The organism is Mesorhizobium sp. Mes31 (assembly GCF_024519675.1).
Classification (GTDB): Bacteria; Pseudomonadota; Alphaproteobacteria; order Rhizobiales; family Rhizobiaceae; genus Mesorhizobium.
In genome coordinates this window covers 207,564-220,734 of record NZ_JALJRL010000005.1, presented here as the reverse complement: position 1 = coordinate 220,734, position 13,171 = coordinate 207,564, and the positions used below count along the sequence as shown (strand labels likewise).

13 protein-coding genes are annotated in these 13,171 nt (G+C 62.6%); 5 read left to right on the top strand and 8 right to left on the bottom strand.

From position 1 onward, the window contains the following. Nucleotides 1-43 precede the first annotated feature (43 nt). Both NR193_RS11060 and NR193_RS11055 read left to right on the top strand, forming a co-directional pair. On the top strand, nt 44-1,255 hold the full coding sequence (locus NR193_RS11060) for an NADP-dependent isocitrate dehydrogenase (RefSeq protein ID WP_256750878.1): 1,212 nt from the start codon (nt 44-46) through the stop codon (nt 1,253-1,255). Between the two features lie 12 nt (nt 1,256-1,267). Continuing rightward, nucleotides 1,268-1,894, top strand: a complete 627-nt coding sequence (locus tag NR193_RS11055; protein ID WP_256750877.1) for a glutathione S-transferase family protein — start codon at nt 1,268-1,270, stop codon at nt 1,892-1,894. A gap of 36 nt (nt 1,895-1,930) precedes the next feature. Here NR193_RS11055 and alaS read toward each other — a convergent pair whose 3' ends face one another. Together alaS and recA are read right to left on the bottom strand one after the other, a co-directional pair. Then, nucleotides 1,931-4,597, bottom strand: a complete 2,667-nt coding sequence (gene alaS / locus NR193_RS11050; RefSeq protein ID WP_256750876.1) for an alanine--tRNA ligase — start codon at nt 4,595-4,597, stop codon at nt 1,931-1,933. A 275-nt stretch (nt 4,598-4,872) separates the two neighbouring features. Beyond that, nucleotides 4,873-5,970 carry a recombinase RecA gene (recA, locus tag NR193_RS11045; RefSeq protein WP_010909075.1) on the bottom strand — a complete coding sequence of 366 codons (1,098 nt, stop codon included), beginning with the start codon at nt 5,968-5,970 and terminating at the stop codon, nt 4,873-4,875. 281 nt (nt 5,971-6,251) lie between these two features. Between recA and NR193_RS11040 the strand changes: the two genes are divergently transcribed. Both NR193_RS11040 and NR193_RS11035 read left to right on the top strand, forming a co-directional pair. Continuing rightward, on the top strand, nt 6,252-7,196 hold the full coding sequence (locus NR193_RS11040; RefSeq protein WP_256750875.1) for a carbohydrate kinase family protein: 945 nt from the start codon (nt 6,252-6,254) through the stop codon (nt 7,194-7,196). A gap of 75 nt (nt 7,197-7,271) precedes the next feature. Further along, nucleotides 7,272-8,189 carry a pseudouridine-5'-phosphate glycosidase gene (locus tag NR193_RS11035; RefSeq protein ID WP_256750874.1) on the top strand — a complete coding sequence of 306 codons (918 nt, stop codon included), beginning with the start codon at nt 7,272-7,274 and terminating at the stop codon, nt 8,187-8,189. A gap of 11 nt (nt 8,190-8,200) precedes the next feature. Here the strand turns inward: NR193_RS11035 and NR193_RS11030 are convergent, their stop codons facing one another. After that, entirely contained in the window at nt 8,201-8,524 is a 324-nt protein-coding gene (locus NR193_RS11030) for a TfoX/Sxy family protein (protein ID WP_091578257.1), read from the bottom strand. A gap of 90 nt (nt 8,525-8,614) precedes the next feature. Here NR193_RS11030 and NR193_RS11025 point away from each other — a divergent pair, with 90 nt between their 5' ends. After that, a complete protein-coding gene (locus NR193_RS11025; RefSeq protein ID WP_256750873.1) occupies nt 8,615-9,112 on the top strand; it encodes a GFA family protein in 498 nt (165 codons plus the stop codon). A gap of 154 nt (nt 9,113-9,266) precedes the next feature. On the opposite strand, the gene sufA is transcribed toward NR193_RS11025, so the two are convergent. The 5 genes from sufA to sufD form a co-directional block, all read right to left on the bottom strand. Next, nucleotides 9,267-9,647 carry a Fe-S cluster assembly scaffold SufA gene (gene sufA / locus NR193_RS11020; RefSeq protein WP_256750872.1) on the bottom strand — a complete coding sequence of 127 codons (381 nt, stop codon included), beginning with the start codon at nt 9,645-9,647 and terminating at the stop codon, nt 9,267-9,269. Between the two features lie 85 nt (nt 9,648-9,732). After that, complete coding sequence (locus tag NR193_RS11015) at nt 9,733-10,233, bottom strand: DUF4375 domain-containing protein (protein ID WP_256750871.1); 501 nt, start codon at nt 10,231-10,233, stop codon at nt 9,733-9,735. An 18-nt stretch (nt 10,234-10,251) separates the two neighbouring features. Continuing rightward, nucleotides 10,252-10,644 (bottom strand): SUF system Fe-S cluster assembly protein, encoded by a 393-nt coding sequence (locus tag NR193_RS11010; RefSeq protein WP_256750870.1) that lies wholly within the window; start codon nt 10,642-10,644, stop codon nt 10,252-10,254. Nucleotides 10,645-10,649: 5 nt separating this feature from the next. Next, nucleotides 10,650-11,894 carry a cysteine desulfurase gene (locus NR193_RS11005; RefSeq protein ID WP_256750869.1) on the bottom strand — a complete coding sequence of 415 codons (1,245 nt, stop codon included), beginning with the start codon at nt 11,892-11,894 and terminating at the stop codon, nt 10,650-10,652. Nucleotides 11,895-11,899: 5 nt separating this feature from the next. Then, the gene (sufD, locus tag NR193_RS11000) at nt 11,900-13,168 is read right to left on the bottom strand and encodes a Fe-S cluster assembly protein SufD (RefSeq protein WP_256750868.1); all 1,269 of its coding nucleotides are present in this window, start codon (nt 13,166-13,168) and stop codon (nt 11,900-11,902) included. Nucleotides 13,169-13,171: the final 3 nt, after the last annotated feature.

The window sequence follows — 13,171 nt, the reverse complement described above, 5'->3', positions numbered from 1 at the left end:
CGGGCAAGGCCGTCCCATATCCCAGCAACGAGGCATTCTTTCCATGGCGAAGATCAAGGTGGCGAACCCGGTCGTCGAACTCGACGGCGACGAGATGACCCGCATCATCTGGCAGTTCATCAAGGACAAGCTGATCCACCCTTATCTCGACCTCAAGCTCGAATATTACGACCTCAGCATCGAGCATCGTGACGCCACCAACGACCAGGTCACCATCGATTCGGCCAACGCCATCAAGAAATACGGCGTCGGCGTGAAATGCGCGACGATCACGCCCGACGAGCAGCGCGTCGAGGAATTCAAGCTGAAGAAGATGTGGAAGTCGCCGAACGGGACCATCCGCAACATCCTCGGCGGCACCATCTTCCGCGAGCCGATCATCATGAAAAACGTGCCGCGCCTGGTGCCTGGCTGGACCAAGCCGATCATCGTCGGCCGTCACGCCTTCGGCGACCAGTATCGCGCCACCGATTTCCGCTTCCCCGGCAAGGGCAAGCTGACGATCAAGTTCGTCGGCGAGGACGGCAAGGTGATCGAGCATGAGGTGTACGACGCGCCCGGCGCTGGTGTCGCCATGGCCATGTACAACCTCGACGAGTCGATCCGCGAATTCGCCCGCGCCTCGCTGAACTACGGCCTGCTGCGCAGCTACCCGGTCTATCTGTCGACCAAGAACACCATCCTCAAGGCCTATGACGGCCGCTTCAAGGACATTTTCCAGGAAGTCTACGAGGCCGAGTTCGAGGCCGAGTTCAAGGCGCGCAAGCTCTGGTACGAGCATCGTCTGATCGACGACATGGTGGCGTCCAGCCTGAAATGGTCGGGCGGCTATGTCTGGGCCTGCAAGAACTATGACGGCGACGTCCAGTCCGACACCGTGGCGCAAGGGTTTGGGTCGCTCGGCCTGATGACCTCGGTGCTGATGACGCCGGACGGCAAGACGGTGGAGGCCGAAGCCGCGCACGGCACCGTCACCCGCCACTATCGCCAGCACCAGAAGGGCGAGGAAACCTCGACCAATTCGATCGCCTCGATCTTCGCCTGGACACGCGGCCTGGCTCACCGCGCCAAGCTCGACGACAATGCCGAGCTGAAGCGCTTTGCCGAGACGCTGGAAAAGGTCTGCATCCAGACAGTCGAGTCCGGCTTCATGACCAAGGACCTGTCGCTGCTGATCGGCCCCGACCAGCCCTGGCTGTCGACCACCGGTTTCCTCGACAAGATCGACGAGAATTTGCAGAAGGCGATGGCCTGACAGGCAAACAAGATGGGCAAGCCCATCGTCTACGGGGCGGACTACAGCGTCTATGTGCGCATCGTCCGCCTCGTGCTCGCGGAGAAAGGCATCGACTACGAGCTCGTGCCGGTCGATGTCTTTGCCGCCGGGGGCGTTCCTGCCTGGTATTTCGAGCATCACCCGTTCGGCCGCATCCCGGCCTTCGAGCATGACGGCTTCCGCCTTTTCGAGACGAGCGCGATTGCCAGATATGTCGACGACGCGTTTGACGGCCCGGCGTTGCAGCCGAAGGACCCGCGTGCACGCGCAATGATGAACCAGATCATCGGCATGCTCGACGCCTATGCCTACCGATCCATGGTCTGGGATGTCGCCGTCGAGCGGCTGGAGAAAGAGGCGCCCGACGAGGCCCTGATCGCCGGCGGGCTTTCACAGGCAAGCACGGCCCTGCAGGCGCTCTCCTCGCTGAAAGCGCCGGGACCATGGTTGCTGGGCGACCAGCTGACGCTGGCCGATCTGCATGCGGCGCCGATCATCGGCTATTTCGTCAAGGTTTCGGACGGGCAAAAGCTGCTGGCCGAATTTCCCGAGATCCAGGGCTGGTGGGCCCGCATCGCGGCACGGCCGAGCTTTGCCCGCACGCAGAAGGCCGACTGACGGCAAAGGCCCGGTCGTTGGACCCTTGCTATCTGATCAGGCGGCTTCGAGCGCCGCCTTCACAGCCGCAATCGCGTCGTTGGCCTTCGACGCATCGGGACCGCCGGCCTGGGCCATGTCAGGCCGCCCGCCGCCGCCCTGCCCGCCCAATGCGGCGGAGGCCACGCGCACCAGATCGACGGCGCTGAAGCGGCCGACAAGATCGTCGGTGACAGCGACCACGACGCTCGCCTTGTTGTCTTCGCCAGCGCCGACGAAGACGACGACGCCGGAGCCGAGAGACGTCTTGCCGGCATCAGCCAACGGCTTCAAATCCTTTGGCGAGACGCCGGAAACCGCCTTGCCGAGGAAACCGACGCCTGCCACGGTCTCGTTTTCCGACGGAGCGCCCGCCGCGGCACCACCGCCCAGCGCCAGTTTCTTGCGCGCCTCGGTCAGTTCCTTCTCGAGCTTCTTGCGCTCGTCGAGCAGCGCCTCGACACGCGCCGGCACGTCGGCCGGCGAAATCTTCAGCGTCGCGGCAACAGTCTTCAGGCGCCGATCCTGCTCGTCGAGATGCTTGCGTGCGGCCTCCCCGGTCAATGCCTCGATGCGGCGCACGCCGGCGGCAACCGCGCTGTCCGACACGACACGCACCAGACCGATATCGCCGGTCGCCCTGACATGCGTGCCGCCGCAGAGCTCGACCGAATAGGGCCGGTTCGCCTTGGCGCCATGCAGGCCGGTGCCCATCGACACGACACGCACTTCATCGCCGTACTTCTCACCGAACAGCGCCATGGCGCCTTCGGCGATGGCGTCGTCGACCGACATCAGGCGCGTGGACACCGGGCTGTTCTGCACGACGATCTCGTTGGCCATGCGCTCGACTTCTTCGAGTTCCTCGGCCGAGATTGGCTTGTTGTGCGAAATGTCGAAGCGCAGGCGCTCTGGCGCGACCAGCGAGCCCTTCTGCGCGACATGGCTGCCGAGCACCTCGCGTAGCGCCTCGTGGATCAGATGCGTCGCCGAATGGTTGGCGCGCAGTCTGGTGCGGCGCGCATGGTCGACTTTCAACTCGACGGCCGCGCCGGTCTTGGCCGTACCGCTGGCCACCTTGCCGATATGGACGAACAGCCCATCCGCCTTCTTCTGCGTATCGGAGATATCGATCGAGAAGCCTTCGCCCGAAATGACGCCGGTGTCGCCCATCTGGCCACCGGACTCGCCATAGAACGGTGTCTGGTTGACGACCACGGCAACCGCCTCGCCCTTGGTGGCGCTATCGACGGTCTTGCCGTCCCTGACAAGGGCCTGGATGAGGCCTTCCGCCTGCTCGGTCTCGTAGCCGAGGAACTCGGTGGCGCCCGCCTGCTCGCGCACCGGGAACCAGACCCTCTCGGTGGCCGCGTCGCCGGAGCCTGCCCAATGAGCGCGCGCCTCGGCCCTCTGCCGCTCCATCGCATCGGTGAAGCCGGCAAGATTGACCGAGATGTTGCGCTGGCGCAGCGCATCCTGCGTCAGATCGAGCGGGAATCCGTAAGTGTCGTAGAGCTTGAAGGCCGTTTCGCCATCCAGCATGTCGCCGGCATTCAGCTTTTCCGTAGCCTCCGAAAGCAGGCCGAGGCCCCGCACCAGCGTCTTGCGGAACCTGGTTTCCTCGAGCTTCAGCGTCTCGGTGATCAACTGTTCGCCGCGCACCAGTTCCGGATACGCCTGGCCCATCTCGCGCACCAGCGCCGGCACCAGGCGCCACATCAGCGGATCACGGGAGCCAAGCAACTGCGCATGGCGCATGGCGCGCCGCATGATGCGGCGCAGGACATAGCCACGGCCTTCGTTCGACGGCAGCACGCCGTCGGCCACCAGGAAAGAGGACGAGCGCAGATGGTCCGCGATGACGCGGAACGACGCAACGGTCTCCTTGTCGGGACCATGCCCGATCGCCGACGACGCCGCATCGATCAGATGACGGAACAGATCGGTTTCGAAGACGCTTTCCACCCCTTGCAGGATAGACGCCATGCGCTCCAGGCCCATGCCGGTGTCGATCGACGGGCGCGGCAGATCGATGCGCTCCTCCTTCGTCACCTGCTCATATTGCATGAACACCAGGTTCCAGAATTCGAGGAAACGATCACCGTCCTCCTCCGGACTGCCGGGAGGGCCGCCCCAGATGTGCTCGCCCCGGTCAATGAAGATTTCCGAGCACGGCCCGCACGGTCCGGTGTCGCCCATCGCCCAGAAATTGTCCGAGGTCGCAATGCGAATGATGCGATCGTCGGAAAAACCGGCGATCTTCTTCCAGAAGCCGGCCGCTTCGTCGTCCGTATGATAGACAGTGACCAGCAGCTTGTCCTTGTTCAACCCGAATTCCTTGGTGATCAGGTTCCAGGCCAGCTCGATCGCACGCTCCTTGAAGTAGTCGCCGAAGGAGAAATTGCCGAGCATCTCGAAGAAGGTCAGATGGCGCGCGGTATAGCCGACATTGTCGAGGTCGTTGTGCTTGCCACCGGCGCGAACGCTCTTCTGGGCGGTCGAGGCGCGCGAATAGGGCCGCTTCTCAAGGCCGGTGAAGACGTTCTTGAACTGCACCATGCCGGCGTTGGTGAACATCAGCGTCGGATCGTTGCGCGGCACCAGCGGGCTCGACGCGACGATCTCGTGACCCTCCTTGCGGAAATAGTCGAGAAATGTCGACCGGATATCGTTCACGCCACTCATGAATGCTGCCTTTTCGAGAGAACCGCCGGTCGGCCCGGCGGAAAATAGACTTTGTCCTTGGAAGATGGACTTGGCCTTTTAACGTTCGCACCGCAGCCTGTCCAGAAACACGGAATTGGTCCAAATCGCGGCCTTGCCGAGTGTCCGGACCGGCTTGGCTGATCGCCAAAACGCAAAACCGCCGACCCAGGGGCCGGCGGTTCGAAACGCATGATACGCAAACTCAAACTGGGGTACGCGAACTCAGGCTGGAGCCCTGACGGGCCATGCTCGTCCTACATCGCGCCGGCTTCATCCTCGAAACCGTCGTCACCGCCCTCGGAGCCACCATTCTCGAGGAATTTCTCGGCGATCAGCCCGGCATTCTGCCTGAGCGCCAGTTCGATCTCACGCGCCGTGTCGGGATTGTCGCGCAGGAACAGTTTTGCATTCTCGCGACCCTGGCCGAGACGCTGCGAATTGTAGGAGAACCAGGCGCCCGACTTCTCGACAACGCCGGCCTTGACGCCAAGATCGACCAGTTCGCCGGTCTTGGACACGCCCTCGCCATACATGATGTCGAACTCGACCACCTTGAAGGGCGGCGCCAGCTTGTTCTTGACCACCTTGACGCGGGTCTGGTTGCCGACGACCTCGTCGCGGTCCTTGACCGAGCCAATGCGGCGGATGTCGAGGCGCACCGAAGCATAGAATTTCAGCGCGTTGCCGCCGGTCGTGGTCTCGGGCGAACCGAACATGACGCCGATCTTCATGCGGATCTGGTTGATGAAGATGACCATGGTGTTGGAGCGCGAGATCGATGCCGTCAGCTTGCGCAGCGCCTGGCTCATCAGCCGGGCCTGCAGGCCGGGCAGCGAATCGCCCATCTCGCCTTCGATTTCAGCGCGAGGCGTCAGCGCCGCGACCGAATCGACCACCAGCACGTCGATGGCGCCGGAACGCACCAGCGTGTCGCAGATTTCCAGCGCCTGCTCACCGGTGTCGGGCTGCGAGATCAGAAGGTTCTCGAGATCGACGCCCAGCTTGCGCGCATAGACCGGGTCCAGCGCATGCTCGGCATCGACGAAGGCGCAGATGCCGCCCTTCTTCTGCGCTTCCGCCACAGTGTGCAGGGCGAGCGTCGTCTTGCCCGAGCTTTCCGGCCCGTAGATCTCGATGATACGGCCGCGCGGCAGGCCACCGACGCCAAGCGCGATGTCGAGGCCAAGCGAGCCGGTCGGCACCGTTTCGATCTCGACGACCTGCTCGTTCGCGCCGAGCCGCATGATCGAGCCCTTGCCGAAAGCCCGCTCGATTTGCGACAGCGCCGCATCAAGAGCCTTTGATTTGTCCACCGCTTTGTCCTCTACCAGCCGCAAAGAATTCTGAGCCATGATACATCACCCCTTGGTCGTCAATGAAGGCCGGACAATCCGTAATCCCTGCCATTTTGTACCTTTTTTGTTCTCGTTTGGCAAGAGGCCTCAAATATCTGAAAAACAACCGATATCCAGATTTGTTCTTTTTTCGTCCCAGGAACTCGAGCAGGAATGCGTCGCGCATTGGGCCAGGCAGCTCGGTTGTTTCGATCCGCCGAATCGCTGCCTTGCATGCGAAGCTCCATCACGCAGCCTAGCGCTTGTGCGGCTGGAATAACAAAGGTCATATCGCCGGCATGGTGAAATCTCCAAGAATTCTGGCGGTGGGCGGTGCCCATATCGACCGGCGCGGCCAGGTTTCGGGCGCTTACGTGCCCGCCGCCTCCAATCCGGGCACGATGCGCGAGGATGTCGGCGGCGGCGTCTTCAACGCATTGCGCAGTCTGGTGCGGCGCGGAGTCTCCGCCTCGCTGCTGTCGCTGCGTGGCGGCGATGCCGCCGCCGATACCGTCTCGCGAGCCATCGCGGAAGCAGGCATCGCCGACCTGTCCGCCGTGTTCCTCGATCGGACGACGCCGAGCTACACGGCGCTGATCGACCGCGATGGCGAACTGATCGTCGGTTTTGCCGACATGGCCCTCTATGACCTGGCGTTTCCCAAGCAGATTCGTCGTTCCAAGGTGCGAGAGGTGATCGCGGCCGCCGATGCCATTCTGTGCGACGCCAATCTGCCTTCGGCGGCACTGGAACGGCTGGTTTTGCTTGCCGCCGGCAAGCCCGTGTTCGCCATCGCCATTTCGCCGGCCAAGATCGTGCGCTTGAAATCGGTCCTCGGCCGTCTGGCTGTCGTCTTCATGAACCAGCGCGAAGCCGTCGCCTTGGCTGGCCTGGACGGTACGGCGTCCCGGCAAGACATCGTTGATGGCCTGAAACGCGCCGGCCTTTCCAGCGCGGTGGTGACGGCGGGCGGCGGCCCGGTGCTGGGTTTCGACCAGGATGGCACCTTTGCCGTCATGCCGCCCGCGCCCAGGAAGGTGACGGATGTCACCGGCGCCGGCGATGCGCTGGCGGGCGCAACCGTCGCTGCCCTGCTGCGCGGCACGCCGTTGCGCGGGGCGTTGCGCGAGGGCGTCGCAGCGGCGACGCTGGCCATCGAAAGCGCCGACGCCGTTCCCGATTTCACTGCGGCGACCTTCTCAGAGGCGCTGGCTCTTGTGCCGGATGCGCAGGAAGTGGCATGAGACCGGCAAATTCATAGTGCCGGAGTGCCGCTCGCGCGTCCCGATGGATCGCCGCACTCCGGGTTGGAGATCAAGATGACCCCAGAGACCGCCCGCCCCTTCATCGATATTCATGCGCCGGTGGCGCAAGCCTTGGCTGCTGGCCGGCCGGTGGTGGCGCTGGAAAGCACCATCATCACCCACGGCATGCCCTACCCCGACAATGGCGCGATGGCGGCGGACGTCGAAAAGATCATCACCGATGGCGGCGCCGTGCCGGCGACGATCGCCGTGGTTGCCGGCCGCATCAAGATCGGGCTTTCGGACGGTGAGCGCGAATCGCTCGCCATGACCGGCGATGCCATGAAGCTGTCGCGCGCCGACCTCGGCTTTGCCGTCGCGCAAGGGCGCACCGGCGGCACCACGGTCGCCGCCACAATGATCGCTGCGCATATGGTCGGCATCAAGGTGTTCGCCACCGGCGGCATCGGCGGCGTGCACAAGGGCGCCGAAAAGAGTTTTGACATTTCCGCCGATCTCGACGAGTTGGCGCGCACGCCAGTCATCGTCGTATCGGCCGGCGCCAAGGCCATCCTCGACATCGAAAAGACGCTGGAAGTGCTGGAGACGCGCGGCGTGCCGGTGGTCGGCCATGGCTGCGAGACGATGCCAGCCTTCTGGTCACGGCATTCGCCGTTCCGCGCGCCGTTGACCTTGTACAAGCCGGAAGACATCGCGCATTTCTACCAGACACGGCAAGCGCTCGGGCTCGGCGGCGGCATGCTGATCGCGAACCCGGTGCCCGAAAACCAAGAGATCCCGGCCGAGGAGATGGCCGGCTATATCGAAGCCGCGCAGAAGGCAGCCGAGGCTCTCAACGTGACCGGCAAGGCGGTGACGCCATTCCTGCTCTCGAAAATCCTCGAACTGACCGGCGGCAGGAGCCTCAAGACCAACATCGCCCTGGTCGAAAACAATGCACGACTGGCGGCGAAGATCGCCAGGGCATTGTAGTTTCCACGCAGCTACTTGCCGGCGCGCCGTCCCGCCTCATGGGCGCGGCGCGCCCATACCGCCATCTCGTCCGGATCGTCGAAGGCGCTGTCGGGAATGCTCCAGTAGGGCATGGAGACCAGCTTGCCGTGCCGCGAGCCGGTATAGGTCCATTGCTTGCAACCGGCGGCTTCGAAGGCGGGGGCGCTTTGCTCGTCGGCCTTCAGCATCAATTCGCCGCGCAGCACGATGGCGACGATGACGCCGTCAAAATAGATGCCTTTGCCGCCGAACAGTTTTCGGATGCTGACCGGGCCAAGGCCTTCGAAAAGTTCGGCTATGCGTTCATTGTCCATGCCGCGATCATGACATCGGCATCTGGCATTGTCATCGCCGCAACCAAAACCATGCTGACAGGTTGAGAACGAAATTCGTCGGAGTTTTTCATGCCGCTTCTGCTCAAAGGGTCCTGCCGGTGCAACGCCGTGCGTTTCGAGGTCGAGAGCCACACACCGGTGCCGTTTATGCTCTGCTATTGCTCGATCTGCCGCAAGCAACAGGGTGGTGGCGGCTTCGCCATCAATCTCGGCGCCGACTACGAAACGCTGAAAATCACCGGCAAGCGCAATCTCGGCGTTTATCGAGCCGAGATCGAGGATGACGAGCATCCGCAGTGCGAAGTCTCGTCAGGCGAGCGGAATTTCTGCAGGAAATGCGGATCGGCACTGTGGCTCTACGATCCGACCTGGCCGGAGTTGGTCCATCCCTTCGCCTCGGCGATCGACAGTGACTTGCCGAAGCCTCCGAGCAAGGTGCATCTGATGCTGAAGTACAAGGCGAACTGGGTCGAGCCAGATGTCGGCAAGGGCGACAAGGCATTTGACGTCTATCCCGAGGAATCGATCGCCGACTGGCACAAACGGACGGGAATGTGGGTGGAGTAGAGTTCTTCGCCCCATTTACGGGGAGAAGATGCCGGCAGGCACATGAGGGGCGGCGCAGACTTTGGAAAGTGTGATGCGAATTCGGATACGCTGGCGCTGCCCCTCATCCGTCACTTCGTGACACCTTCTCCCCGTAAACGGGGCGAAGGACAGATCAGGCCGACGCCCGCGCCTCTGCCAGCGCCTTCAAATCAGCCGGCTTCAGTTCGACGGATTCGCCGCAGCCGCAGGCCGAACTCTGGTTCGGGTTGTGGAAGGTGAAACCGGTGCGCAGCGTCGTCTGCTCGAAGTCCATCTCGGTGCCGAACAGGAAAAGCACTGCTTCAGGCGCGACGTAGACATGGGCGCCGTCGCGCTCGATATGGTCGTCCTTGGTGTTGGGCTCGGTGACCAGATCGACCGTGTATTCCATGCCGGCGCAGCCGCCCTTCTTGATGCCGAGGCGAATGCCATGCGCGTTGTCGCGGGTGGCGACGATCTCGCGCACCCGGTCGGCGGCCTTTTCGGTCATCGTGATGACGGCGAAGCGTCCCATGTCATTCTCCACTTTCGCACAGGTTCAAGGCCCGTGGATCATTCCTAAATCAAAATGGTTATATTGGCGTCACGCTGCAAGGTCTTTATTGCCATTGCCCATGCAGCGCTGCCGTAGCGTATGCATCGAGCGCGGCTTCAGACGACTCCCGTTCATTTTCCTCCAAGGCATAGAACGCGTTATCCAAGGCGTCAAAATCTATGCCGCTGCCACCAACTTCACCCACGATTTCCATTCTCGCCAAACGCTCTTCGGGAAAACATTCGCCCAGCAAAGCGCAGGCCCGGCGCGTCAATTCTGCATGCACGTCAAGGCCCATGACTCGGAAACCTTGAATGGCCCCTTGCGCCGTTATCCCATAGGAATTCCAAAAATACTGCCTGAAGCCGCCGTTGAGGACCTGCCAGCTTAGCAACTCGACGCAGATGACGTTCCTGATCGCGGAAGGCATTGCACCAATAACGCTGTGATACTTCGCCGGTTCATCGAGAACGTCTAGAACCGGTGCGCCCCAAACCTCGACCACCCTCGCCGAAGCCGGAATGTCGCCTCCACTCGGGGCACCGGGCGAAGATCTGTCGAACATCCGGCTCGCCTTACTGCCTCAATACCAACCCACCGCCACCTGTGCCTCTTCTGACATGCGGTCGGGCGACCAGGGCGGGTCGAAGGTCATGTTGACCTCGACGCCGGAAACACCTTCGACCGCGCCGACGGCGTTTTCCACCCAGCCGGGCATTTCGCCAGCGACAGGGCAGCCGGGCGCGGTCAGCGTCATGTCGATCTTGACCGAGCGGTCGTCCTCGATGTCGATCTTGTAGATAAGGCCAAGTTCGTAGATGTCGGCCGGGATTTCCGGGTCGTAGACGGTCTTCAGCGCCGAGACGATGTCGTCGGTCAGCCGCGCCAATTCGTCGGCGGGAATGGCCGAAGCGGAAACCAGCGGGTTGATGGCCGCTTCCGGTGCGGTCTCGGTGGTATGGCTAGCGTCGTCCATGATCGTCACCCGAAGAACTTTCGCGCTTTTTCGAGCGCTTCTGCCAAAGCGTCGACTTCGGCCCTGGTATTATACATGCCGAACGATGCCCTGCATGTGGAGGTTACGCCAAAACGTTTCAACAGCGGCTGGGCGCAATGGGTGCCCGCGCGCACTGCAACGCCTTGCCTGTCTATCACCATCGACACGTCATGGGCATGAATGCCCTGCAACTCAAAGGAAATGATCGCCCCCTTGCCCGGTGCGTCGCCGAAAATGCGCAGCGAATTGATGGCGCGAAGGCGCTCGTGGGCATAGGTCTTGAGGTCTTCCTCGTGTGCGGCAATGCGCTCGCGGCCGATCTTTTCCATATAGTCGAGTGCCGCGCCCAGCCCGATAGCCTGCACGATTGGCGGCGTGCCGGCCTCGAAGCGGTGCGGGGGCTCGTTGTAGGTGACGATGTCTTCCGTCACTTCCTCGATCATCTCGCCACCACCCATGAACGGTCGCATGCCCAGGAGAATGTCCTTCTTGCCGTAGAGCACGCCGATGCCGGACGGACCGTAGACCTTGTGGCCGGTGAAGACGAAGAAATCGCAATCGAGATCCTGCACGTCGATCGGCATGTGCACGGCGCTCTGGCTGCCGTCGACCAGCACCGGAATGCCGCGCGCATGCGCAATACGCACGATCTCCTTGATCGGCGTCACCGTGCCCAAGGCATTCGACATCTGCGTGATGGCGACAAGCTTGGTGCGGTCGGTCAGCCGCTTCTCGAATTCCTCGATGTGGAAGACCCCGAGATCGTCGACCGGCACCCAGACCAGCCTGGCGCCCTGCCGCTCGCGGATGAAATGCCACGGCACGATGTTGGAGTGGTGCTCCATGATCGACAGCACGATCTCGTCGCCCTCGCCGATGTTGGGCATGCCATAGCCATAGGCGACCGTGTTGATCGCCGACGTCGTGTTCGAGGTGAAGACGATATTGTCGGTGCTCGGCGCGTTGAGGAAACGACGCACCGTCTCGCGCGCCTTTTCATAGGCATCGGTCGCGGCATTGGACAAGAAATGCAGGCCGCGGTGGACGTTGGCATATTCCTGGCTGTAGGCGTGCTGAATTGTATCCAGCACCACCTGCGGCTTCTGCGCCGAGGCGCCGTTGTCGAGATAGACCAGCGGCTTGCCATAGACTTCCCGCGACAGGATCGGGAAGTCGCGGCGGATCGCCTCGACGTCGTAGAAATCTCCGATCTTGCCTGGAGCGTTCATCAGAATCATCCGTGTGCCACGAACCAGTCGTCAAGCCGCGCTTCGAGCGCCTCGACAATCGTCTCGTCGTCCAATTCCTCGATCACCTCGGCGACAAACGCCTTGACCAGAAGGCCGCGCGCGCTCTTCTCGTCGATGCCGCGCGCCATCAGGTAGAACAGGTGGTCGTGGTCTATTTCGGTCACCGTCGCACCATGGCCGCAGACGACGTCGTCGGCGAAGATTTCAAGTTCGGGCTTGGTCGAGAACTCGCCGTCGTCCGACAACAGGAGCGTGTTGCAGGCCATCTTGGCATTGGTCTTCTGCGCATATTGATGGACGTTGATGCGGCCTTGGAAGACGCCGCGCGCCTTGCCGGTCACCACGTTGCGGATCACTTCCGTCGAGGTCGTGTGCGGCACGGTGTGGTCGAGCACCATGGTCACGTCGCTATGGGTGTCGCCTGCAAGCAAGTTGATACCACGCAGCTTGAAATCCGCGCCCTCGCCGGTGGTCTTGACCATGACCTCCTGGCGCACGAGCTTGCCGCCGGCATTCATGACGAACAGCGTCAGCTTGGCATTCTTGCCGATATGAGCCTTGAACTGCGCCAGATGCGTCGCCGTTTCCGGCTGCTCCTGGACGATCAGCCACGTCACCTCGGCGCCCTCGCCGAGCACCAGCTGGCTGACCGAGCTGACCAGAGCCGCCCCGTCACCCGTCTGACGCTCGACGATGATTGCCTTGGCGCCAGCGCCGACACGCACCGGCAGGCGCACATGCGTCTGGCCACCGGCCTGCAGATTCTGCAATTCGATCGGCTTGTCCAGTTCGGCGCCATCGGCGATGTCGACAAAATAACCATCGGCAACGAAAGCGGTGTTCAAAGCGCCGATGGCATCGTCGCTGCCATAGGGATCGAGCCCAGGCGCGATGCTGCCATCGATCAGCTTTTCCGACAGGCGCTGCACGGTAACGCCCTCAACGGCCGGCACCTTCGTGCTCGATACGCCGTTCAGGACGGCCAATACGGCCGAGCCTTCCACGATTGGAGCAATGGCCTTGACCGCCGCGGCTGGATCGAAGTCCGGCACCGCATTCAGCAGCCGGCGCAGGTCCGTGTAGTGCCAGGATTCGACGCGCCGCGTCGGCAGGCCGTGCTTGATCGCTTCGATGGCGTCGTCGCGCTTCAGCATCACCGCGCCGTCGCCCGGCAGCAGCGACAGCCGGTCGCCGAAGGCGTCGATCAACGCCGTCTCGGCCGGTGTCCGCTGCGGTTGTGTGTGCATATTCATCAG

Coding starts and splice junctions, on each gene's coding strand:
- sufD (WP_256750868.1), bottom strand. CDS start 13,168: ATGAATATGCACACACAACCGCAGCGGACACCGGCCGAGACGGCGTTG.
- NR193_RS11055 (WP_256750877.1), top strand. CDS start 1,268: ATGGGCAAGCCCATCGTCTACGGGGCGGACTACAGCGTCTATGTGCGC.
- NR193_RS11040 (WP_256750875.1), top strand. CDS start 6,252: ATGGTGAAATCTCCAAGAATTCTGGCGGTGGGCGGTGCCCATATCGAC.
- sufA (WP_256750872.1), bottom strand. CDS start 9,647: ATGGGACGCTTCGCCGTCATCACGATGACCGAAAAGGCCGCCGACCGG.
- NR193_RS11010 (WP_256750870.1), bottom strand. CDS start 10,644: ATGGACGACGCTAGCCATACCACCGAGACCGCACCGGAAGCGGCCATC.
- NR193_RS11025 (WP_256750873.1), top strand. CDS start 8,615: ATGCCGCTTCTGCTCAAAGGGTCCTGCCGGTGCAACGCCGTGCGTTTC.
- NR193_RS11060 (WP_256750878.1), top strand. CDS start 44: ATGGCGAAGATCAAGGTGGCGAACCCGGTCGTCGAACTCGACGGCGAC.
- NR193_RS11015 (WP_256750871.1), bottom strand. CDS start 10,233: ATGTTCGACAGATCTTCGCCCGGTGCCCCGAGTGGAGGCGACATTCCG.
- alaS (WP_256750876.1), bottom strand. CDS start 4,597: ATGAGTGGCGTGAACGATATCCGGTCGACATTTCTCGACTATTTCCGC.
- NR193_RS11035 (WP_256750874.1), top strand. CDS start 7,272: ATGACCCCAGAGACCGCCCGCCCCTTCATCGATATTCATGCGCCGGTG.
- NR193_RS11030 (WP_091578257.1), bottom strand. CDS start 8,524: ATGGACAATGAACGCATAGCCGAACTTTTCGAAGGCCTTGGCCCGGTC.
- recA (WP_010909075.1), bottom strand. CDS start 5,970: ATGGCTCAGAATTCTTTGCGGCTGGTAGAGGACAAAGCGGTGGACAAA.
- NR193_RS11005 (WP_256750869.1), bottom strand. CDS start 11,894: ATGAACGCTCCAGGCAAGATCGGAGATTTCTACGACGTCGAGGCGATC.